Annotated in this window: 15 protein-coding genes; 8 read left to right on the top strand and 7 right to left on the bottom strand. The window is 61.6% G+C overall.

Annotated elements, in window-relative coordinates:
- Positions 1 to 200: 200 nt before the first annotated feature.
- A complete protein-coding gene (locus tag Q0367_RS06570; protein ID WP_297634478.1) occupies positions 201 to 2,054 on the top strand; it encodes a 6-pyruvoyl-tetrahydropterin synthase-related protein in 1,854 nt (617 codons plus the stop codon).
- A gap of 72 nt (positions 2,055 to 2,126) precedes the next feature.
- On the opposite strand, the gene Q0367_RS06565 is transcribed toward Q0367_RS06570, so the two are convergent.
- Positions 2,127 to 2,327: a hypothetical protein gene (locus Q0367_RS06565; protein ID WP_297634481.1), complete on the bottom strand. Its 201-nt coding sequence runs from the start codon at positions 2,325 to 2,327 to the stop codon at positions 2,127 to 2,129.
- 29 nt (positions 2,328 to 2,356) lie between these two features.
- Positions 2,357 to 3,808, bottom strand: coding sequence for a B12-binding domain-containing radical SAM protein (locus Q0367_RS06560; protein ID WP_298981277.1), 1,452 nt, complete (start codon positions 3,806 to 3,808; stop codon positions 2,357 to 2,359).
- A 422-nt stretch (positions 3,809 to 4,230) separates the two neighbouring features.
- On the opposite strand from Q0367_RS06560, the gene Q0367_RS06555 reads away from it, so the two are divergent.
- The 3 genes from Q0367_RS06555 to Q0367_RS06545 are packed head-to-tail and all read left to right on the top strand — an operon-like array spanning position 4,231 to position 7,940.
- The gene (locus Q0367_RS06555) at positions 4,231 to 4,467 is read left to right on the top strand and encodes a hypothetical protein (RefSeq protein WP_297634488.1); all 237 of its coding nucleotides are present in this window, start codon (positions 4,231 to 4,233) and stop codon (positions 4,465 to 4,467) included.
- Positions 4,468 to 4,470: 3 nt separating this feature from the next.
- A complete protein-coding gene (locus tag Q0367_RS06550) occupies positions 4,471 to 6,303 on the top strand; it encodes a carbamoyltransferase (RefSeq protein ID WP_298981275.1) in 1,833 nt (610 codons plus the stop codon).
- Positions 6,300 to 7,940 carry a DUF5989 family protein gene (locus Q0367_RS06545; RefSeq protein ID WP_297634493.1) on the top strand — a complete coding sequence of 547 codons (1,641 nt, stop codon included), beginning with the start codon at positions 6,300 to 6,302 and terminating at the stop codon, positions 7,938 to 7,940. The genes Q0367_RS06550 and Q0367_RS06545 overlap by 4 nt, the downstream gene beginning before the upstream one ends.
- A gap of 28 nt (positions 7,941 to 7,968) precedes the next feature.
- On the opposite strand, the gene Q0367_RS06540 is transcribed toward Q0367_RS06545, so the two are convergent.
- Positions 7,969 to 8,334, bottom strand: coding sequence for a DUF3307 domain-containing protein (locus Q0367_RS06540; protein ID WP_297634496.1), 366 nt, complete (start codon positions 8,332 to 8,334; stop codon positions 7,969 to 7,971).
- A gap of 279 nt (positions 8,335 to 8,613) precedes the next feature.
- Here Q0367_RS06540 and Q0367_RS06535 point away from each other — a divergent pair, with 279 nt between their 5' ends.
- Complete coding sequence (locus tag Q0367_RS06535; protein WP_297634499.1) at positions 8,614 to 9,354, top strand: Crp/Fnr family transcriptional regulator; 741 nt, start codon at positions 8,614 to 8,616, stop codon at positions 9,352 to 9,354.
- A 275-nt stretch (positions 9,355 to 9,629) separates the two neighbouring features.
- Positions 9,630 to 12,224 carry a DNRLRE domain-containing protein gene (locus Q0367_RS06530; protein ID WP_297634502.1) on the top strand — a complete coding sequence of 865 codons (2,595 nt, stop codon included), beginning with the start codon at positions 9,630 to 9,632 and terminating at the stop codon, positions 12,222 to 12,224.
- A 49-nt stretch (positions 12,225 to 12,273) separates the two neighbouring features.
- On the opposite strand, the gene Q0367_RS06525 is transcribed toward Q0367_RS06530, so the two are convergent.
- Together Q0367_RS06525 and Q0367_RS06520 are read right to left on the bottom strand one after the other, a co-directional pair.
- Entirely contained in the window at positions 12,274 to 13,542 is a 1,269-nt protein-coding gene (locus Q0367_RS06525; protein WP_297634505.1) for a glycosyltransferase family 4 protein, read from the bottom strand.
- On the bottom strand, positions 13,539 to 14,804 hold the full coding sequence (locus tag Q0367_RS06520) for a glycosyltransferase family 4 protein (protein WP_297634508.1): 1,266 nt from the start codon (positions 14,802 to 14,804) through the stop codon (positions 13,539 to 13,541). Before Q0367_RS06520 ends, Q0367_RS06525 begins: the two co-directional genes overlap by 4 nt.
- A 617-nt stretch (positions 14,805 to 15,421) precedes the next feature.
- On the opposite strand from Q0367_RS06520, the gene Q0367_RS06515 reads away from it, so the two are divergent.
- Positions 15,422 to 17,575: a PQQ-binding-like beta-propeller repeat protein gene (locus Q0367_RS06515; protein WP_297634511.1), complete on the top strand. Its 2,154-nt coding sequence runs from the start codon at positions 15,422 to 15,424 to the stop codon at positions 17,573 to 17,575.
- A gap of 115 nt (positions 17,576 to 17,690) precedes the next feature.
- Positions 17,691 to 19,256, top strand: coding sequence for a DNRLRE domain-containing protein (locus Q0367_RS06510; protein ID WP_297634514.1), 1,566 nt, complete (start codon positions 17,691 to 17,693; stop codon positions 19,254 to 19,256).
- 2 nt (positions 19,257 to 19,258) lie between these two features.
- Here the strand turns inward: Q0367_RS06510 and Q0367_RS06505 are convergent, their stop codons facing one another.
- Both Q0367_RS06505 and Q0367_RS06500 read right to left on the bottom strand, forming a co-directional pair.
- Positions 19,259 to 20,800 (bottom strand): sialidase family protein, encoded by a 1,542-nt coding sequence (locus Q0367_RS06505; protein WP_297634517.1) that lies wholly within the window; start codon positions 20,798 to 20,800, stop codon positions 19,259 to 19,261.
- A 56-nt stretch (positions 20,801 to 20,856) separates the two neighbouring features.
- Positions 20,857 to 22,554, bottom strand: coding sequence for a hypothetical protein (locus Q0367_RS06500; RefSeq protein WP_297634520.1), 1,698 nt, complete (start codon positions 22,552 to 22,554; stop codon positions 20,857 to 20,859).
- Between the last annotated feature and the right edge of the window lie 23 nt (positions 22,555 to 22,577).

Raw genomic sequence — 22,577 nt, 5'->3', positions numbered from 1 at the left:
GAGAGCAAGGGAGCATGAGAGCAAGGGAGCATGAGAGCAAGGGAGCATGAGAGCAAGGGAGCATGAGAGCAAGGGAGCATGAGAGCAAGGGAACATGAGAGCAAGGGAACATGAGAGCATGAGGGCGGGAGAGTGGGGGCGGCCATGGACGTTGTGTAGGAGCAATCGTCGGTTCTTTTTGATGAAGGGGAATGAGCGAGGTGAACCGAACGCATAGATGGAAGCCCGATCCCTACTGGCTGCTGTTGACGGCGCTGACCTTCTTCGCCCTGACGCCGCTGCTGGCGCCGGGCTATTTCTACAGCGCGCACGACGGCCGGCACAGCGTCTTCTTCGTCGCCATGTTCGATGAGGCGATTCGCGATGGCGCGCTGTGGCCGATCTGGGCGATGCATCACAACCAGGGGTATGGGTTCCCCACCTTTCTGCTCCAGGCACCGTTGGCGTTTTATGTGGCGCAGGGTTTTCTCTTCCTCGGCCTCGGCGTCACCACGGCGGTGAAATGCGCCTGGGCCGCGGCCTTCCTGTTGAGCGCATGGGGCATGTATGGCCTGGTGCGGCGCTGGGTTTTGACCTGGCCGCGACAGGAAGCCTCGCCGCTCAACACAGGGGAAGCAGCGCGACAGGCCAGCCAGGCAGGCTTCATTGCAGGGTTGTTGTACGTCTTCGCGCCTTACCATCTGCTCGACATATACGTGCGGGCTGCGCTGGCGGAGACGATGCTGATCGGCTGGTTGCCGTGGGTCTTCTGGGCGTTTGACCGGCTCATTGGGGAAGGGCTGCGCCCCGGCTGGCAAACGCGCCTCGCCGTCGCAGCGCTGACGTACGCCCTGCTCATTTTCACCCACGCCTTTGCGATCATGGCCGCGACGCCGCTGCTGATGGCGTTTATTCTGTTTCGGCTCTGGGTGCAATGGCGACGCGACGGTGCGCTTGCCAACCGCCGGTGGCGAACCATGGCGGCGCAGTTCATTGTGACCGGCGCAGCAGGCGCTGCAGGGCTGATGGCGGCGGCCATCTACGTGCTGCCGCTGTTGATCGAAGGCCCGCTGCTCTCGCAGGAAGACTGGGTGAGCGACACCTACGTCTACTCTCGCCATTTCGTCCACTGGGGGCAGTTTTTCAGCCCGTTCTGGGGCTACGGCTATTCGGATGATCCGACGGGCGCCAACGACGGCATGGGCTTTCAGCTCGGCGTCCTGCTGGCGATCCTGGCGCTGGCGGCGCTCTATCTGCTGATCGCGCGCATGGGACGCACGCGCAGCCTGCCGATCTTCCTGCTGGCGACCACAGGCGTCTTGCTGTGGATGATGACGCCCGGCGCAGCCTGGGTCTGGCAGACGCTCTCCTTTCTGGAGGTGCTCCAGTTTCCCTGGCGGCTGTTGACGCTGGTCATCTTCTTGCTCAGCGCCCTGGGCGGGCTGACGATGTGGCCGCTGCTCGGCTGGTCGTCTTCACGGCAAAGAAACGAGGTCGGCGTGTTGGTGATGGCGGCGACGATCGTCTTTGCGAGCGCCGGCTATGCGCGGCCGGCCTCGCTGGAGCCGGTCGAGCCGTGGCGCGAGGATGGCCGCGCCGTCTTTCAGTTCGAGCGCCAGCATCCCGATATGCTTGGCTATACGAACTTCGTGCAGGAGCGCTTCACCGAGACGCCGCTGACGCCGCAATATGCGGATGCACTGGCGCAGGGCGCCGCCCCTTTCGACCCCGATCGACTGGAGCGGCTGGGCATTCTCTCCGGCGAAGGCGCTGTGACCGCCGTCTACAGCCGCGGCCAGCGCTTCGGCGGCGAGGTCGCCATGCAGACGCCCGGCGTGGTGCAGATTCGGCTCTTCGCCTTTCCCGGCTGGCAGGTGCGCCTCGATGGCCAAAGCGTCGATTATCGAGTCTCACCGCCGCACGGCGTCATGGAGATCGACGTGCCGGCGGGCGTCCATCGCATCGACGTTGAGATGGGCCAGACGCCTGTGCGCACCGCCGGCGCAGTCGTCTCCGGGCTCACGCTGGTGGGGTTATTGGGGTTGATCTTCATAGGGAGACGCACTACATCTTGATCGGCCGGCGACCACTCTGTTGCGATCGCAATGGCGCGCCAGAGGCGATGACCTGCGGGATGATTTGGCCGCTTATATCAACGTCCGCATGCGCAGAATCACGTCGCCCAGCCGTTGCAAGGCGTCGGCGATGTGGGGCTTGCCTTCGCGGCGCAACTGCTCCGCCGATCGATGCAACACGGCGAAAAACGTCCCGTCGATGCGCGGCAGGTTGAGATTGATCTCCTTCATCAGCGCTTCGTCGTTGGGCGCTTTGAGAAGGGTTCGGATCAACTCGAGCGCTTCCTGGTGGGTCATCTGCGCTAGGAACCCATGCGGAAGAAATGCTTTGCGACGACAAACAGTTTCCTCACGCTGAAGCGGGTGGCGTAGACGCGACGCTGCAACAAAACGCCCTTGAATGTCTTGTGGATATACCAGTAAACCTTGTCGATGAAGGCGTTGTGCGGCGCTTTGATCAGCCAGCGGATCACCGGCTCCAGCCAGGGGAACTCAACGCCGATGGCGAACCAGCGCTGCAGATGTTCGACCTGGCGTTTTTCGTCCTCATCCTGGTAGAGCAACGGCGAGCGCTCCCATGAGATCGAAGCGATGTCGTCGAAGGTCCCCACGTTGGCCAGCCCCATGTCCTCGGCGTACTTGCCCAGCTCGGTGCCGGGGTAGGGTTGAAAAATGAAGGCCTGAGCGTAGGAGACTTTGGCGGCGGCGTTGAGGCGCATGGTCTCGATGTCATCTTCCAGCCGGCTGCCGGGCAACCCGAGAATATTGGTGGCGGTCACGTTGATGCCGACCGAACGCAGCAGGCGGCCCGCCTCGATGATCTGTTCCTTGCTCATGTGGCGCTTCAGCAGGTCGCGGCGGATGCGATCGTTGCCCGCTTCGATACCCATGCTGACCGTATAGGCGCCGGCCTTGGCGAGCAGGTCGGCCTTGTAAGGCGCGCGCACCAGCAGATCGGCGCGCACGTTGCAGAAGAAGGGCAGCCCCACCTCGCGCGGCCATTTTTCTGCAAACTCCTCCAGCCAGTCGTCGAAGATGATGAACAGATCGTCGATGAAGAAGACATGCTCCAGCGGCCACTGTGAGCGCACCCACTGGACCTCATCGATGATCCTGTCGACCGGCCGCTGATTGCCGCGGCGCTCCCGCTTGTAAATCTGGTAGTAGGCGTGGTTGAAACAGTAGGTGCACTGGTAGGGACAGCCGCGCGAACCCATGAAGTGCTTGATCGGCGAATCGCTCAGATAAGGGTGCTTGTCGTAAATCAAGGGACGATCGGGGTGCGGCAGCGAGCCAAGGTCGTGGATCAGGGGGCGCACCGGGTTGCGCACGATCTCGCCGTCAATCTTGAACCACCAGTTGGGGATATCCGGCTTCAGGCCGCCGTTGCCCAGTGCGTTCGCCAGATCGACGATCGGCCCTTCGCCCTCGCCGACGCACAGGCCGTCTACGCCCGGCTCCTCGATCATTTCTGGAAAGAACGTCGGGTGGGGTCCACCGAAGACGGACATCACCTTGTGGCCGTTCAACGCCTCCCGAATCTTCAAATTAAGGTCAAAGTAGTAGCGCTGCGAACCGGTCATGACGCTGTAGCCGACGATGTCCGGCTCGAATTCCCGCGCCACCTGCACGGGGTCTTCCAGGTCGGCGACCGCCAGCGCCACCTCGTGACCGGCCTGCTTCAGCACCGAGGAGAGCTGCATGATGCCCTGAGGCTCGTAGTTGATCTGTTTTTCAACAAACAACACGCGCATGGATGTGCACCTCCCTTGAGAACGTGAATCTCTTCGTGCGGTTCCTGCTTCCGGTTTCCAAATCCGCCGACATCCTTTTGGGATGCAGGCATTTCCTGACAATATCAATGTCAATGAACTGATGAGTGCATCACCGGTGCAGAACAGAATCGACGACGATTCTCGATACTTTCCGACTCAATTTTTCAAGTGGGGAACCCATCGATGCGCACACGAACGTTTGGGTTCGTCGGCCAGCCGTGCAACACCTCTGAAAGCAAAACAGCGCCGCCATTCCTGCAAGCGATGCAGCCGATTGTACTACAGATCGGGCGGCCCACCAAATGCGTTTTCCGACTTTTCCCCTGTCGTCTTGCGCTATTTTGTTTGCAGAATCCCTCAAAATTGTGGCATAGTAGGCCCCAAAAAGTGGAGCGCAAGCCATGAAACACCGGTTTCTTCGTTTGACAGACAGCGCCGGTAGATACGCCAGAGTCGTCGCCGATTTTCAGGCGAAGGTGATCCTGACCCTGCTGTACGGCGTCGTGGCGCTGCCGACCGGCTTCGTTGTGCGCATCACCGAAGATGCACTGACGTTGCGGCGTCCCCATGGGCGCTCTTATTGGCGCACCCGCGCCCTTTCCTCGACCCGATTGCAGGACGCCAGACGACAGGGATAGCGTATGTACATCCTGGGCATCTCCTGTTTCTACCATGACGCCGCAGCCGCCCTCGTGGCCGACGGCCGCATCGTCGCCGCCGCCGAAGAAGAACGCTTCACGCGCGTCAAGGGAGACGCCTCGTTCCCGCAGCACGCCATCGACTTCTGCCTGCGCGCCGCCGGCATTCCGGCGCAAGCGCTGGACTACGTCGTTTTTTACGAAAAGCCGTTGCTGAAATTCGAGCGCATTCTCTACTCGACGCTCTCGACGGTCCCGCGCAGCGCGGGCCTCTTCCGCGAGGCGATGATCACCTGGTTCAGCGAGAAGTTGTGGATGAAGTCGCTGCTGGTGAAGCGGCTCAACGTCGCGGCGGATCGCGTGCTCTTCGCCGACCATCACATCTCCCACGCCGCCAGCGCCTTCTTCTGCTCGCCCTATGCAGAGGCCGCCATCCTCACGCTGGACGGCGTCGGCGAGTGGACGACGACGGCTACAGGCTACGCCACCGCCGACTGGGGCGACGGCAAACGGCGCAACCAGATCACGCTCGACCGCGAAATTCGCTTCCCTCATTCGCTGGGGTTGCTCTACTCCGCCTTCACCGCCTGGCTGGGCTTCCAGGTCAACAACGGCGAGTACAAGGTGATGGGCATGGCGCCCTATGGGACGCCGCGCTACATCGACAAGGTGCGCAAGCTGATCGATGTGGCGGAGGACGGCTCCTTTCACCTGGACATGCGCTACTTCAGCTTTCATCACTCTACGCAACACACCTTCAACCAGCGCTTCGTCGAGCTGTTCGGGCCGCCGCGTCCTCCCAAAAGCGAATTCATCACCGAGCTGACCCACCCCCACGCACCCCACATCGACAGAAAAATCAAAGAGCAGAATCAATACTATGCAGACATCGCCGCCTCGATTCAACGGGTGACCGAGGAGACGATTCTGGCCATGGTGCGCGACCTGCATCGCCGCACCGGCGCCGAAAATCTCTGCATGGCGGGAGGCGTCGCGCTCAACAGCGTGGCCAACGGCCGCATCGTGCGCGAGGGCCCATTCAAACAGGTGTGGGTCCAGCCTGCGGCGGGCGACAGCGGCGGCGCGCTCGGCGCTGCGCTCTACGCCTATCATGTGCTGCTGGGCAAACCGCGCGTCGATACGATGGAGCACGCCTACTGGGGGCCGGCCTACTCTCCCGCCGAAATTGCACAATTTCTGGATGAAATGGGCCTTCCTTATGTCGAGTTGCCGGACGACCGCTTGTTCGATCGGTTGGTGGATGACCTGACGAAAAGCCGGGTCATCGGCTGGTTTCAGGGCCGCTTCGAGTGGGGGCCGCGCGCGCTGGGCAATCGTAGCATCCTGGCCGACCCGCGCAGCGAGGCCATGAAGGAGATCGTCAACAGCAAGATCAAATTCCGCGAGCCGTTCCGCCCCTTTGCGCCCGCAGTGCTGGAAGAGTGCGCCGGCGATTATTTCGCCACGCCGGGGCTGGACGAAAACTATCTGGCGCGCTACATGCTGCTGGTCAGCCCGGTGCATGAACCGAAACAGAGCGTCATTCCCGCCACCACGCACGTCGGCGGCACAGGGCGTCTCCAGACCGTGCGCTCCTGCTGGAATCCTCGCTACTATGGACTGATTGAAGCGTTCGGCAAGGCGACCGGCGTGCCCGTCATTTTGAACACATCGTTCAACCTGCGCGGGGAGCCGATCGTCAATACGCCGCAGAACGCCTTCAGAACCTTCGTCGGCAGCGACATCGACGTGCTGGTGCTGGAGAATTTCATGGTGCGCAAAGAGGAGATGGGCGGACGCTGGGATCCTGCCTACAAAGGGGCGGTGGGCGAATGATCCGAAGATTGTTGACGCTTGGTTTGCTGCTCGCCGTATACGCACTGCTGACGGTGGCTGCATTGGAGGTCGGCCTGCGCCTCTTTCGTCTTGCGCCGCCGGCGGAGCCGACCGGCTTTTTCTGGCGCGTGCCCGACCCTGTCACCGGCTGGTCGCTGCAGCCGAACGCCGAGGGGCGCTGGTTTAATCCGATGTACGAGTATGACCAGCACGTTCGCATCAATGCACTGGGTCTGCGCAGCCCCGAAGAGATCGGCTACGACAAGCCGGAGGGCGTTTATCGCATCCTTGTGCTGGGCGATTCTTTCGTCGAGGCGATGCAGGTGGCGCAACAGGAGACGTTCGGCCAGCGCATGGCGCAGATGCTCAACGAAGCCGGCGCGCTGCACGAAGGAGCGCCGGTGCGCGTCGAAGTGGTGAGCGCCGGCGTCGGCGGCTGGGGCACGGACCAGCAATTGCTCTGGCTGCAACATGAGGGCTACAAATACGCTCCAGACCTGATCGTGCTGGCCTTTTTTGCCGGCAACGACTTCATGAACAACTACATGCCGCTGGAGCTTGCCAATCTCGGCGCAGTGCGCAAGCCCTGGTTCGAGCTGCGCGGGGACGAGCTCCATCTGAACGACTTCCCGTTCGATCCCGACGCTGCGCGCGAGAGTCGCAACCGGCTGCGCGCCAGGTTCGACGAGCTTGGAATTCAGCCGACCGTCTTTCGCAGCGCCGATGCGGAAGGCGTCAAGCCGCTGACGGGCCTGGGCGACTGGCTGCATCGTTACTCGGCGCTCTATCGTTATCTCGACCCGCGCATCCGGCGGGCGGCGCCCGGCTTCGCCGCCTGGCTGGCGGACGTCGGCCTGATCGACGCCGGTCAGGAGAGCAGCGACCGAGCGCAAGGGTCCGATTACATTCCCATCGCCTACGGCGTCTACGCTTCGTCGCCCTCGCCGGCGTGGGAGGAAGCGTTCCGCACGACGACGGCGCTCCTGCAGGCCATGCGCAGGGAAGCGGAGCGCCTCCACGTTCCTCTGCGCGGGGTGCTGTTGCCGGCTGCGGAAGAGTTGGACGCCGACAAATGGCGGCGCATCTTGCAGAGCTATCCGGCCATGCAGACGCAAAGCTGGCGCACGGAGCAAGCTGCGGAGCAGGCGAAAGCCGGTTTCGCCGCCGCGGGCGTCCCGCTGCTCGATCTTGCGCCGCTCTTCCGCGAGCAGATGGCCGAGGGGAAGCGGCTTTATCTGCGCGACGACGGCCATTTCACTGCGGAAGGGCACGCCGTTGCAGCGCACGCGTTGAGCGAGTGGCTGACGAGCGCCCCCAACGCCGCGACGCTGAGCGTGCAACATCCTCTCCCGGCGTTGCCGCGCGCCTGGGGTCATCTCGTGTGGCGCATCTTCGTCTGGGTGGTTGTTGCGCTGCTGGTGATTTCGCTGTTGTGGAGCATCTACAAAAATGGGCTGCGCGTGTGGCTGCGCAACGTGGGGCTGAATCTAGGCACGGCGGGCGAGCTGCTTCTCTTTCTTGTGCGTCGGCAGAACTTCGTGTTGCTGCCGCTGGTGCTGGTGTTGTTGATCTTCGGCGGCCTGCTCATTGTGGCGCAGGCGTCGGTGGTGGGGCCGTTTATCTATACGCTGTTTTGACCGACGCCCTTCGCCGACGCGCACAAAATCAAACAAAAATCCACGAGACGCATACGCCGAGCACAATCAGATGCATCGTCTGGTCGACCATGATGCGCACGAAGTCCGTCTGCGTCTGGTTGACGACCCGCCCCCACCATCCTGCGAGGTTGAATCCGTCGATCAGCCAGTGAGAGAACAGAAGAAAAGAGAAGGCCGCCGCCAGCTGTAGCTCCGAGACGAATCCTCGACCGCCCCACCAGGCCGCCAACACGACGCTGACGCTATACACAACGCAGTGCACGATGCATTCCAAACTCCACCAACGTCCTCGCTTGTAGCGCGCCATCCAGTCGTTCTGGAGCATCCAATCCCCGATCAGATGACCGAGCAGCAGCCATGTAAACAGCGACATCACAACTCTTGCCTCCAGGAGAAAAGCGATCGGGATTTTTACGACAGGCTTTGTTACGTCGAGTTGCGCGCCGACGAGCATTGCCCCATAATCAGAGCAAGGTGAGAATGCAGACGAAGGCGCGACGCATGCATGACAATGAGAACATCATAGCCGCAATCGTTCTTCGTGCAGCATTTCGCAGCCAACGCAGAGAATGTGAATTCAAGCACACCGAATCGGCGGTTTATGATATAGCCGATGAGCCGCTAGAGACATACGATGGAAAGGGTTTTCACTATGCAGGATGACGCCCTGGCGCGACGGATTGCCTTGCTGCAGGAGATGCCGCTGTTCCGCAATCTGTCGAAAAAAGACATCGAAACCATTGTACATGATCTGCGTCTAAAAGAGTATAACCGGGATGACGTCATCTTTCGACAAGGAGATGAAAGCCGCGAAGTCTACTTCGTGCTCAAGGGCAAAGTGCGCATTTACACGACCAGCCCATCCGGAGGCGAAACGTCGATCGCCATCTTTTCGACCAACGACGTGATCGGCGAGCTGGCGGCGATCGATCACGCGCCTCGTTCGGCGACGGCCAGGGCGATCACGCCCGTCCTGTTGCTCAGCATGTCGCAGGAGCGTTTTCTCCATCATCTGGAGAGCTTGCCGCGCTTCGCCATGGCCTTTATTCGCCTGTTGGCGGGCAAGTTGCGCTGGACGGCCGCCTACGCCGAGTCCATCGCTCAATTCGATGCGCCAGGACGACTGTTGCACATCATCTTGCAGGCGAACGAGCAATACGGCCAGGAGCTGACGCCGGGCAAGCGCTACCGCATCGATCTCGGCCTTAACCAGAGCGACCTGGCCTCGATGATCGGCGCGCGGCGCGAGTGGGTCAACCGCATTCTGGCCGACTGGCGACGCCGCGGTCTGCTCGAGTTCGACAACGGCGTCATTCACATTCTGGATTTACCGCGCGTGGTGGCGGAGCGAGACAGCCGGATCGAAGCCAATCGCAGCGACATCGAATGGTGAGACGGCGACTCGCTGCGGCTGCGCCGAGAGCAGAGAAGAGGAGAACAATTGTGGTGCGCCCAGACTCGAAACAAGCTGCACGACGAAAGATACTGAAGATACTAATCCCTGCGAATCAAGAGCAGCAAAGACGCCGCCCTTTTTTCCCGCCACAGAATTCAGCGTTCCGGCAAGCTGCGCTGTGGATAGTCGTTTGTTTTTTCTTCATCGCTGCGCCTTCCTCGGTTTTTGCCCAGGAGGCGAATGTAACCCCCGCAGCGGTCGATGCGCCGCAGGTGGAGACGCGCATCTTCCGTCCTGTCGCCGACACGTACGTCGATTCGGCCAATCCGACGCAGAGCTTTTCTGACGCCGACACATTGCAAATATTGCGATTGATCTTTGGCAGCACCACGCTGCAACAGCGCGCCTATCTGCGTTTCAACCTGGCCGCCATCCCGCGTGGCTCCTCTGTTCAAAATGTTGCGTTGGAGCTGCACCAGACGGTCGGAAGCGGAAACCCGGTCCACGTGCATCGGGTCGCTGCGCCCTGGAACGCCGGACAAACCACCTGGAGCAACCAACCCGCCGCCACCTCCTGGGATGTCTGGAGTGCGCCCGCATCCACCAACGCATACATCGCCTACACCTCTTCCGCCTTGACCGCCCTTGTGCAAGATTGGGTGAACGATCCCGACGTCAATTTCGGCCTCATGTTGGACACTTTGGCGACCACCGGCGATGCGCGCGTCTTTCACAGCGTGGAAAACCCCGCACAACAACCGCCCCTGCTGCGCGTGACGTTCCAGTTGCCGCCGGTGCGCGTCTGCGACGACGCGGATTGTCTGAAGCCGGTCGCCAACGCCGAGGTCTTCAACGCGACGACCAACCAGCAATACACAACGGACAGCGCCGGCTACGTGCTCGACGCCGGCGCCATTCAGCTCGGCGACGTGCTGTGGGCGCGTAGTCTGGACCAGCAAACGGCCCGAGGCGCGCTCTATCGCACCAGCGGTGAGCCGCAGAGCGTGCGCGCCGAAGCCTATGTCTGGCCGACAGGTTTCAATTTTCCGGAGATGCGGCTGGTCTTGCAACGGCCGCTCTTCGTGCGCGATCTGCAGGTTTCTGCGCAGTGGAATCTGGAAGGCGATCCGGCGTACAAGGCGACGCTGGCGCGGCGCATCGTCGATGCGTCCGAGCATTTTTACCGCTTTACCGAGGGTCAGTTTGCACTCGGCGAAGTGACGATTTATCAAAACTATGAGCGTTGGAACGATCCGCAGACCGATCTCTGGCTCTACGCCAACAACGCCATGCGCCCGCTCTCCTACATCAAAGGCGAGGTCAACGCCTCGACGCCCGACCCAGACCCCACCGTCGATTTTGTCTACGAGCCGGGCAAGATGTACATCGGCAGCCACTGGAATCGCTACGGCGTTCCGCCCTCGCAGCCGCTGCCGCCCGGCGTAGACGTCAGCCGCGATTGGGCCGCAGCGCTCGCGCATGAGCTGGGGCACTATTTGCTCGGCCAGTTCGACGCCTACCTCGCCGTGCTGCCCAGCGGCGTGGTGACGGAAACCTTCGCCTGCACCGGCAGCGCCATGGGCTACGTCTACGCGCTGGAGAATCAGGCGTTCATCTGGGACAGTGCGCACTGGAGCGCCGCCTGCGGCGACACGCTGGGAGCATATAACCTTCGCCGCACCGAATGGGAAACCATTCGCACCTGGTTCGATTGGGCGCAAATTCCAGAAAGCGCCGCTCCGTATCTCAGCTCCTTGCCGATTGCGCTGACCACCGTCTCCTTCGTTCCGCCCGCCGGCCCCGCGCCCCTGGTCAACCAGGTCTTTCAGCTCGCCTATCAGAACAACGAGCTGCCCTCCGGTGAAGCGCGGGCGTTCCTGTTGCGCGATTTGAACAACGACGGCGCTTTCGACCGCATCCTTGATCAGGGGAAACCGCCGCAGGGTGTGGCGCCGCCGCAAGTGACGCTCACCGGCGCGCAGGCGGGCGATCGCCTGTGCGTCATCGACATCGACCCGCACGCCGACCCGCCTGAGACGCCGCGGCATCAGTTCGGCTGCGAGGTGATCCAGCCCGGCGACAACACGCTGGCGATGCGTCGCGACCCAACGTGGGCGCCGGTGATCCAGGTGACGCCCATCACCACAACGCGGGTGGGGATTTCCGTGACGCAGCCGGTGACCGGCGCCGTGCTGCGCGCCCGCCTCTATCCGGAGCACGCCGCGGCGCCCACCGCCGCCATCACCCTGACGCAGACAGGCGGCGACTGGTCGGGCGTCTTCAGCGTGCCGGGCGTCACGCCTGCAGCCTTCGTGCAAGTGTGGGTGGAGGAGCCGGCCACAGCCGTCAACCCGCGCCGCGAGGCGATTGTGGATTACGGCGTCGGTGGAGGCGCAGTGCCCGGCCCCAAGCAAAAGATCGGCTTTGCACAGGTCACCTCCTCAGACGGCAAAGCGTTCTTCCTGCTGCCCGGCGGGGCGAGCCTGAAAGCGAATGAGTTCATCGCCATTCAGTCGATGGCCGGCCACCTGCCCACGCCCGCCGGCGCCCAACTCTTCGGGCAGATGTATCGGCTGATTGCGCTGCCGCCTTCCCTGGCCGAACAAGGCTCGATCAACCTTTACCTCACAGACGTATCGCCGGGTATGGCAGTCCAGGCCTCGGCGGCGTCATCGACGGCGCAGGAGTCTCGCTCGATCTATTTCTGGAACGGCGCATTCTGGGAGAAATTGCCCACCGTCATCAGCACGGTCAACCGCAACGGCGAGCGCGAAGCGCTGGCTTCGGCGGAAAGCCGCGGGGTGGGCGTCTACGCTGTGCTGACGGAAACAGCGACGCGGCTCTATTTGCCGGCGGTGATGAGATAGTGTTGCGTGGTGCGTGACGGAACACGTATCACGCAACACCTATTCCGTTTCATGGCAGCGGCGGGGTCTGATACACAGCCTCCAGACGGGCGACGGCTGCGTCCCAGGAATGATGCTCCTCGACGAAGCGTCGCCCCGCCGCGCCGAGCCGGGCGCGCAGCTCGGGGTTGGCCAGCAGCGTCAGCAGCGCCTGGGCGAACGCTTCGGCGCCGTCGGCGATGAGCAGCTCGCGGCCGGAGACAACATTGAGCGCGGCCGTCGCCTGATGTGTGGCCACCACCGGCGTGCCGCAGGCCAGCGCCTCCAACGCCTTGTTTTGGATGCCTGCGCCGTACAACAAGGGCGCCACAGCGATTGTAGCCGCCTGGATGTACGCGGCCATGTCGGGCACGGCGCCGGTCACCACCACGCGCGGTCTGCCGCTTTCCGGCGACGGTGGATGACTTTCCGCCAGCCTGCGCACCTCCGCCGTCGGGTCGCGACCGACGATCCAGACCTGCACGTCGGGTCGCTGCGCCCACACCAGCGGCATCACATCGTTCACCAGATGCAAAGCAGCCGTGACATTGGCGTGATAGCTCATCTTGCCGCTGAAAATGATCGTCGCCGGCGGTCGCTGCAACGGATCGCGAAAGGCGAAACGCTCCAGATCGACGCCGTTCGGGATCACCTCGATGCGATCGGCCAGCGCAGGCAGCGCCTCGGGGAAATATTCGTTGAGCAACCCGACAAAGGCCGCCCGATCCAGCGCCGAGGTGACCAGCGTGCGCTCGAACTGGCCCACCAGCCAGGCCTCGTGACGGCGCGTGCGCTCCAGCTCGATGCCGGTGATGAGGCGGCTACGCAGCGTGCGGCTCGTCTGCACAGCCTGCTCGAAGAGATAGGAGATCGAATCGACGCTGTCCCAAATGACCGGCGGTCGCGCCGGCAAGTGAACGCTGTCAAAAAAATGACGCACGCCGACGGCGTAACGGCTGCCGCGCAGATGCTCCACATGCACTGCATCGACGTGGACTCTCTGGAGCGTTTCGCGAATGCGCGTCATCAAGTGAGGATTCCAACTATACGAAGCCTGCAGCGGCGTCGACCCCAGCAGGGCGCGGGCGCTGTTGAGCAACGAATGCAGCGTGCGCATCGGCTCGGCGATGACCGCAACGCCCGTCGCTCTGAGCTGCTCCAGGTCGCTGCGCTCCTGCTCCGATGTCCACAATGTGGCGACCGTCACCTGGTGGCCACGACGCGCCAGCGTACGGATGAATTCATACGGGCGCACGCGCACGGGATTGGGAGCGTAGGGGACGACAAACAAGATGTTCATGGGGTCACAGCTCCTGTGCGGTTGTCGCTGTGCGGCGAGCCGGTGTAGATGCGATCCCAGCCGCCATAGACGACGCGCCAGTTGTAGCGCTCCAACGCCGTGCGTCGTCCACCGCAGGCGATGCGTTCATTCAACTCTGGATTTGTGAGTAAATCGACGACGCTGCGGGCGAACGGCGCCGGCGCATCGGCCAGGAGGATGTTCTCTCCGTGCACGGCGTTCACTCCCTCGGCGCCGATACGGGTGCTCACAATGGGCAGCCCCCACGTCCACCCGTCGATAATTTTGACGCGCATGCCGCCGCCCGCCAGCAAAGGGACGATGAATGCGCCGGTTTCCGCCAGATAAGGCGTCGGGTTTTCGACGTAGCCGGCGATCTCCAGGTTGCGGGTGGGAATGTGGAGCGCCGCAAGCTCGGAGGGGGGCTGCTTGCCGATGACCGTCAGAATGGCGTCGGGAACCTCGCGCAGAACCAACGGAAAAATCTCACGCGCAAACCACAACACGCCTTGCGCATTGGGCGGATAGTGCAGTCCGCCCAAAAACGTGACGCGGCGAGCTTGAGCAGCGCGAACGATCGGCGCGATTGCCTCCGGGTCGCCGCAGATGGGCAGCACCCCGTCATTCGGGACTTCCCGCCCTCTGCGCGCCGCCTCCGCCTGCACTGCGGCGTGATCTTCGTAAGTCACCCAGATGACATGGTCAAAACGACGGCAGGTCTCCACCTCAAAGGATGCCAGCTTGCGCGCCTCGAGCTGCATCAGCGTCCGCTTGAGCGGGTTGCGCTCGGCGTCGGCCATGCGCTGCGGAATCATGAAAACGGCGTTGTGCTGATCAAGGACGCCAAGGGGGCGTTTGCCCTGCTGTGCGGCGGCTTTACAAAAATGCAGGGCGTACGGCGCCATCCAGAGCTGATCGGCGTGCACGGCGTCGAAGGCAGGCGTCGTGTGCGCCAGCGTTTCGATGCGTCGGGTCATAGCGGCGGAGGCGTCGCGCTCGATGAGAAAAGGACGATGCAACGCCAGGCTTTTCACCATGTAGCCGGCGTCTTTCCACGGTGAGCGCGCCATCGGTTCGACGATGACCTGCCGGCAAAACGAGCGCAGGTGATCGATCGCCTCCGCTGCGTCGGACTTGCGCACAAAGGAAAGCAAAGTCACTTCATGATGTTGAGAAAGATAGCGTAGGACAAAATAAGCGCGTGTTTTCGGTCCGGCGTCCAAGGGATAGGGCAAGACCTGCGTTAAAAAAAGGATTCGCATATACACCAGGTGCACGAAGCTGGATTACAGCAATCCGCGCTGTTGTCAGATTGGCGCTGCAAGGATAATCAAACCAGGTCAGTATCGCCATTGTACCGTATCTGGAGCGAATCGAACAGATGCAGCGAAGACGTAGCGCAATCGCAGAACAGACGTTCATTCGGCACAGGCGAATCCGCAGCGCTTCGTACAGCAACAATTGAGGGGAGGATGGTAGAATCCCGATTTGGCTGCGCCACAGTCGTCGCGACGTAGTCTATGGCGCAGTCTATTTGGAACGCATATGTCGAACCTTCAGGGAAGCTGGATGAAATTTAACCAATGATTCCTGGCAACACGCAGGCGCACCTCGTAGCTGCGCTTCCATGGATCATTCCCAAGACCTTGCGGCCTCCGGACGAAACCTGCGGCTGCGAGCCGCAGCTACTGCAGCGACGGCGCTCTTTTCTCCCCCTCTCCCAGCCTTGGGAGAGGGGGCCGGGGGGTGAGGGCCTCCTCCCCTCTCCCAGCCTTGGGAGAGGGGGCCGGGGGGTGAGGGTCACAATTTTGCCGGAGGTTTTTGTTAAGAACCGTGCAGTTTCCTGGAAGAGATGGAAAAACGAATAAAGGAACGAGCAATGTATCGACTCCATATCGGCATCACAATTTTTGCGCTGGTTGTCACGGTGGGCCTTATCGCCGGCTATCCGCCGTCGGCGCTCTACGGGCAGGAAGGGCCGGGAGAAACCATTCCTGGTTCTGTATATCTACCCTTTATATCAGCCAACCTCCCGACGCCGACGCCGACGCCGACGCCGACGCCCACCAGTACGGCGACGCGCACTCCGACGCAAACGCCGACGGCATCGGCGACCCCATCTGCCACGCCGACGCCAGGGACGCCGCCGCCTGTAGGGCCTTCGGAGTGGACGCAACATGCGCATGATGCGCAGCGCACCGGCTACAATCCCGTCTCGGTGCCGACGCCCTGGCGCTGGAAGTGGGCGTGGAACGGGCCGAACGCCACCGGCGGCGTTTCTTCGGGCAAGTTCGGCTTGCCGCGCAACAGCCAGCCGGTGACCGGCGGCGGCCGCGTCTACATCGCTGCGGGCAGTCGTGGCGTCTATGCGCTGAACGACGCCAACGGCGCCGTGCTCTGGAACCGCAACCCCGGCGGCGCCATCAACTCGACGCCCGCCTACGACGGCGACACCGCTGCGCTCTTTGTCGTCTCCAACAACGGGACGCTCTACAAACTCAACGCCGCCAACGGCGACACCATAGGCAGCTTCGCCGGAGAAGGCAGCAGCAACCTGCCGCTCCCGCCCGCCATCGCCGGCGAGCGCGTCTTTTTCTCAATGGGCAACTTCGTCTACGCCGTCGACAAGCGCACCATGCAGCAGATCTGGCGCTACAACGCCGGCTCGCCGGTCGACACGCCGCCCGCCTATTCGGCCACGCGCGATCTGGTGGTGGTCGCTTCGCGGGACTTGTACGTGCACGCCATTCGCAACGGCGATGGCAGCCGCGCCTGGCGCAATAAGACGACCGTGTTGGAGCCGGGCAACCCAGGGTCATCGGACAGCAATAACTTTGCAGAGGTGAGTCGAGGCTGGCCGGTGATTGCAGAACAGAGTGGAGTTGTGCTCATCAAACTGCGTCTCGACTGGCAAACGATGTGGACATGGTCGCCCTGGCCGAGTTCGAACGCCGCGATGAGAGCCAATCTTATGAATCGACCTGACGAACAAGCTCTCCTGGCTTTAAGTCTGGATAATGGTTCGACTGCGTTTATTCCAAACGTAGGTCACGGCGGCTTTGGAGATGGCGATTATATGCCGATGGGGCCAATGCCTGTGGTGAAACGCTTTGGGGATGGCAGCGAAGTCGCCTACGTTGTCATGAGAGGAACCCCCTGTCTGATGGAAGGCGTATGTGATGGCCGCGCAGATTCCCGTCTGGGAGAACTAATGCTGAGCGATCAGGCGGTCGCAGGTTTTGCGGCGGGAGATGTTCGTTTTATGGAAAGCACCTTTTTCCCCACCGATGAACAGGCGAATCTCTCCATGGCGGGCAACGATTTACTTGGGGGACACTGGATGTTTGGCCTTGCCCATCGCGTCCTTGATCGTTCTCCTTCTCGCGGGGCTTCGGGTTCCAATCCGATCACAACAGCAAATCTACCGCACATTATCACTTCCGCCAGCAACTGTGGATTCAGCACCAGCCACTATTGTCCTAATGGGTTAACGCAGGATGGCGATCCGCGCACGATTCCGGGTGGCTTTTACATTTATTACAACCAAGGGCAGGTCTATGACCGTTACTGGAGCGAATACGCCTCCTGGGTGGTCAGCAACGACACCATCTACTTCGTGAGCACCGACGGCGCAGTCGTGGCGTTGGAGCACGGCGAGCCGACCGGCGTGGCCATGCAGCCTCCACCGGAGCAGGCTGCGGCAGCGCAGTTATCGTTCGTCCACGAAGGCGTCATCGACTACACGGCGGCGCGCGACTACGCAGGCCGCACCGTCACCGTCGAAGGCGTTCTCCACGATGTCTTCAACAATGGCAAGGCGGTGTATCTGACCTTCAAGACGCCTCACCAGGGCGCCTTCCTGGTCCGCATCCTCAAGCCATACTGGGGCAATTTCACCCAGCCGCCGGAGCGCATCTACGCCCCTGGCCAGCGCGTTCAGGTCACCGGCTTGATCGAATGGTATCAGGGCGATCCGGTGATCTACGTAAGCCATCCGTCACAGATCCGCGTGATGGAAGCGGCGGAAGGGTAGAAGCTGCACCTTCTCATATCAATGCGGGGATCAATTCTTTTGATCCCCGCATCGATCCGGAGAGCACAAAGAAGGTTTTGGACTCATGCACAGTTTGCATTTCTGAGGATTCAAGATGATGACAAAATTTGTCGTTCGACTTGCGATCGGATTGTTCGCCATCGCCTGCGTGTTTGCGGCTGTAGAGACCGGTTTTCCCGCCACTCCGGTTCTGGGGCAGGACGGAACCGGCGCTTCCACCACGATTTACCTGCCCGCCATCAGCCGCCAGGAGCCGCCGACGCCTACGCCCACCTTCACGGCGACCCCAACCGCCACGCCGACGGCCACCCCGCTCGCTACGGCGACCCCCACAGCGACGGCGCCACCACCGCCGGCCACGCCGCCCGCTGCGTCGATGCGACGGGTCAACGCGCCGTTCTTCGACGGAAACATTGTCTTTGAGCAGATGGCGATCTTCTGGTTTGGCAAGCTTTCTGAAAGCAGCAACTACGCCGACGTGCGCGTTGGCTACAATCAGGAGAAACTCACCGTCTATCTGGCCGTCTTCGACCGTCACCTGTGGTACGATGAGACGCCGACGTCCGAGACCCTGACCGATTGGGACGCCGTCACCCTCCTGCTCGATCTGAATCCCGCCGCGGCTGCGCTCTCCGCCACCTCCTATCAGTTCGTTGCGCAGCTATCGCCCGACTCCAGCAATGCGCACAGAGCGGTCTATCGGGGTGAATCACAAGGTTGGCAGCCACGCACGATCAACATCGCCACCAAACCGGGATGGCGAGGCGAATCGCTCAACGACAACCGCGGAACCGATCGCGGTTGGGCGATGACCTTCGACGTTCCATTCGCCACCTTGGGTTTGAACGCCCCGCCTGCGATCGGCAGCGAGTGGCGGCTCGGGCTACTGCTTCATGATCGAGATGGACGCAACGAGGCGCCGCAGCCTGTCCAGACTTGGCCGGAGACGCTGCATCGCGACCAACCTACCAGCTGGGGACGGCTGCGCTTCGGGCTGCCGGGCTATGCCGCGCCCAACGTTCCGGTGACGGGCGAGGTCCTCATCCGGCGAGAACGCCAAAATGACCCTACCGTGATCGACGCCGACGTCGGCGGCGCCATCACCAATCAATGTCCCGGCGACGACTATCACATCTGGAACGAATGGGCCAATCGCAACTATGGCAAAGCGCCGGACTTCAACATTCAGAACCAATCCGATGTCGCCGATTGGCCCTGCTTCGCCAAATATTATGTCACCTTCCCGCTCGATGCTGTGCCGCCGGGAAAAATCATTCTCTCGGCGACGCTCACGCTCCACCAGTTTGGCAACGCCGGAGGCGGAGACGCGCAGCCATCCTGGATTCAGGTGTTGACAGCCGCCGAAGACTGGCGGGAAACCACCATCACCTGGAACAACGCGCCGCTGGCGTGGGAAAACGTGACCGGACGCTGGGTCGATCCGGTGGGGAACAACTGGAACGGCTGGCCCGGCATTCCCTGGAGCTGGGATGTGAGTTACGCCGTCGCCAATGCCTACGCCAGCCATCAACCGTTGCGACTCATCCTGTATGAGGCGGATTCCGCCTATCACAGCGGCAAGTATTTTGTTTCTTCGGACACCGGCGACTGGAACATCGAAGGCCGCCCTTCTCTCCGCATTCGCTGGGGAGACCGCTAATTTTAGCCAGGAGAACGTCGACGCCGCAGCAGCATCATTGTCGTCAGCAGCAACAGGATCGCCATCACCGGCCCAACAGAGAGCAGCAGCAGCAGGACGTCATCATTTTCGCTGCGTAAATTCGGAGTGAGCAGCGAAAGGGCCGGCTGCGACGCATCTTCCACGTTGACCGGCGCAATTTGAGAGGTCGGCGTCGGAATGACCACCGGCGTCAACGCCATGGCCACCGGCGTTGGCGGCGGAATTGCAGGAACAGCAACCGGCGCCAACGCCGGGCTGTCGGTGGCGCCGGAAGCATACCAGACTTGATAATTCCCTGCATCCGAGTTGAAAAGGTTCTCGGCGTCGCGCACGAACCACACGACATGCAATTGGTTGCCTAAGCCGACGGCGATACGCGGCCACTCCGGCATATCTCCCTCATAGCTGGCGATCACAGACGGCGACGACCAGTTTGCGCCGTCCCAAATGACGTGTAAAAGCTCGGCGCCTGGCTGCTCAACCATTCGTCTGCCTGCTAAAACAAGATGCACCCGTCCCCTGCTGTCCACCGCCGTCGCATAACTGTCGAGCCGCGATTGGTAGAGCGCCCAAATGCCAAGCACATCTGGGACTGGGGCAGGGGAACTCCAACTTTGGCCTGCGTCTCTGGAAAGTTGGTAATAAACAGCGTCTTCCGGGATCGCCCACCAGACCGCAACTAGATGACCGTTGCCGTCTTCGGCAAGCGTGACATTGCGCGCCATAGATGCTGTAGAGGCGCCGCGCGTCGGATCCAATGGATAGGGACGAGACCAGGTGACGCCGCCGTCGTACGACGCCACATACATCACCGTCGTTGGATCCGAGAGTTGACCGTAAGAGCCGCCATACCCTGCTTCCCAGACGACGTGAATGTTATCCTGCCGATCCACAATCATCTGAGGTTTGGCGGCGCCGGTCAGTTGCACAGAAATGTCGATCGGGTCGCTCCAGGAGAGACCCTCATCCACAGAGCGCACATAGAAAATGTGATAGCAGATGCGACAGCTTTCGGTCGGAACATTCTGGGTAAAAATCAGGTGCAATACCCCCTGGCTATCCTGCGCCATCCGTGAAAAGTAACCTTCGTCGATCAGCAACGGAGCGCGCCAGTATCCCGGAACGCCTGCCCCACCTGCAGGCGCTTGTGTGTAATAGATCGATGTGTAACGATACGTGAGATGCAACGTATTGCGACTGTCGAGCAGCAGAGTTGGGCGTGTGGCCTCGCCGCCCCCGGCGATCTGTCGAACTGCAGCAATATCGACCGGTTGACTCCAGCCGCCTTCATCCTTCGCAGCATACATCACGGTGTCGAAACCTTCGGCGCCCGATGACCAGACGACGTGCGCTCGGCCAGAGCCATCCACCGCCACGTCAGGAAACCAGTATGCTCCAAGTGGAATCGGCGTCGACCATCTGCCGACTTGCGCAAAAGCCTGATTGGCCGACAGCGTTGCCAGCAACATTGCGCCGAGGAAGAGCCACATGCGCCATGCAGCGCCGTGCAGCTGTGCTTTCACCGTTGTGGCAAATGCCCTTCTGTTCTGATTGCTGCCACCCATGACAGACTCTGGTCTCACCGGGACGTCGCCGCCGGAACAAATATCGTGGCGTCCCCCCGGACAAATACCGGTTGGAAGGCCGGGTTCTCGAACAGGGGATGCGCGCCCAACGCGCGTTCAGCCGGCCCCCAAATGATATAATCCACGCTAAAATCCTCGATGATCTTTTTACGCTCACGTGGAGTCGCGTCTTCGTTAAAGAATCGCATCACCGCCGCCTCTTTGCCGTAATAATCCACCGTCTGCGCCCAGTGCGCCAGAAACGCATGAGCGCCTGTCTCGGCGGGCACATACTGCCCCAGTTCCAGCGAACTCAACACGACGTCCTCTGGCCGCGCGTTCTCCTCCAGCCAGCGCAGCGCTGCGACCTCGTCGCGATGCAGATAGTACGGGTAATCGTAGCGACTCAGGTCATAAAATCGCCACGCAAACAAATAGAGATTCGTCAGCGAAGAGAAACCGATCACGACGGCGGCGACGACGATCGCCCACCGCTGTGCAGACGCCTGCGTCAGCCGACGTCGCTGCGCCAGCGCAGGCGCCAGATAGCCGAAAATCCCCCGCGTGGCGAGAATCGCAATCGGAACCTGCCAGCCGTTGAGCATGTGAATCTGATAATCCACAGGCAGGTACACCAGCACGAAGGAAATCCAGAACCAGCCGCGCACAAAGAGGTCGTTGTCGCTCACGCCCTGCAGCTGCAACGGATTCTGGCGGATGGCCGTATATAGCGCCAGCAAAAAGGGCAGCCCCAGCAGGACCGGCAAGCGATAGAGCGGCGGCGTGTAGACGCCGGCATTGGCGAACTGCTTGAGCACCTCCTTCCACAAGGGATCGAGCGAGGTGAGCAACACCGAATAGAGCGCCGGCCAGACGGAGAGGACGCCGACAATTATACAGCTCCAGATTAAATACATCGGCGGTCGTCGGTCGCGCCACCAGACCAGAAACGTATACGCGCCGAGCACGCCGTAGACGATCAACAGATCATAGGCGTGCTGCCAGCCCATAAAAAGCGCAAAGAGACCGGCGTAGACGGCGTAGCGCAGCTGATGCTTGGCCTGGCCGCGCAGCACCAGATCGAAGACGAACATGTAGAGCGCCGCTGCGATGAAATGGGGCGATCCCAGGATGCTGAAGAAGGTGTTCGGCTCGGCGACGTAAACGTCGAGCGGCCAGATCAGCTCGCCCCTGGTCACCGTGTATTTCATCACGATCAGCACCCAGCCAAAGCCGGCTCCGAAGAGCACCAGCAAGAAGGCCGTGATGCGATGAAGTCGGTCAGCAAAGAACCAGCTCAACATCCGATAGAGCAGCAACAGGAAGAGGATCGTCGCCACCCAGCGCAGCATCTGATACATGCCCGCGTATCCAATCCCCAAGACGCCGCCGATGCGCGCCATCCCCCACCAGAGAAGGTTGAAGAAGATCGGTTTATTCGGCTCCGGCGTCAACTTGTTGGCCGCCAGGTTGGCGTGGCTGAACTCGCGGAACCAGGAGAAATACTGCATGTGATCGGACACGTTGTAAATGACGCCCATGAACTGTTTGTCCGCCGGCGCCGACCAGTAGCCATAAAGGTAGGGCAATGTGGTGACGATCAGCACGATCAGCGCCGTCGCAAACACGAAGAACCACTCCCGTCGCGTCACGGCGGCGGTGATGGAGCGCTCTTTGGCTTGCGTAGGCGCGTAACTCAACTCTGCCTGCATGGAATCCTCGATCATATCTTTAT

Origin of the sequence: uncultured Caldilinea sp. (assembly GCF_937128415.1) — a bacterium.
Taxonomy (GTDB): domain Bacteria; phylum Chloroflexota; class Anaerolineae; order Caldilineales; family Caldilineaceae; genus Caldilinea.
This window is presented reverse-complemented; position numbering and strand designations above follow the sequence as displayed.

Excerpts from the sequence above, each read along its gene's own strand:
- Q0367_RS06520 (WP_297634508.1), bottom strand. The coding sequence starts at position 14,804 with ATGCGAATCCTTTTTTTAACGCAGGTCTTGCCCTATCCCTTGGACGCC.
- Q0367_RS06540 (WP_297634496.1), bottom strand. The coding sequence starts at position 8,334 with ATGTCGCTGTTTACATGGCTGCTGCTCGGTCATCTGATCGGGGATTGG.
- Q0367_RS06500 (WP_297634520.1), bottom strand. The coding sequence starts at position 22,554 with ATGCAGGCAGAGTTGAGTTACGCGCCTACGCAAGCCAAAGAGCGCTCC.
- Q0367_RS06545 (WP_297634493.1), top strand. The coding sequence starts at position 6,300 with ATGATCCGAAGATTGTTGACGCTTGGTTTGCTGCTCGCCGTATACGCA.
- Q0367_RS06525 (WP_297634505.1), bottom strand. The coding sequence starts at position 13,542 with ATGAACATCTTGTTTGTCGTCCCCTACGCTCCCAATCCCGTGCGCGTG.
- Q0367_RS06555 (WP_297634488.1), top strand. The coding sequence starts at position 4,231 with ATGAAACACCGGTTTCTTCGTTTGACAGACAGCGCCGGTAGATACGCC.
- Q0367_RS06515 (WP_297634511.1), top strand. The coding sequence starts at position 15,422 with ATGTATCGACTCCATATCGGCATCACAATTTTTGCGCTGGTTGTCACG.
- Q0367_RS06560 (WP_298981277.1), bottom strand. The coding sequence starts at position 3,808 with ATGCGCGTGTTGTTTGTTGAAAAACAGATCAACTACGAGCCTCAGGGC.
- Q0367_RS06535 (WP_297634499.1), top strand. The coding sequence starts at position 8,614 with ATGCAGGATGACGCCCTGGCGCGACGGATTGCCTTGCTGCAGGAGATG.
- Q0367_RS06550 (WP_298981275.1), top strand. The coding sequence starts at position 4,471 with ATGTACATCCTGGGCATCTCCTGTTTCTACCATGACGCCGCAGCCGCC.
- Q0367_RS06510 (WP_297634514.1), top strand. The coding sequence starts at position 17,691 with ATGATGACAAAATTTGTCGTTCGACTTGCGATCGGATTGTTCGCCATC.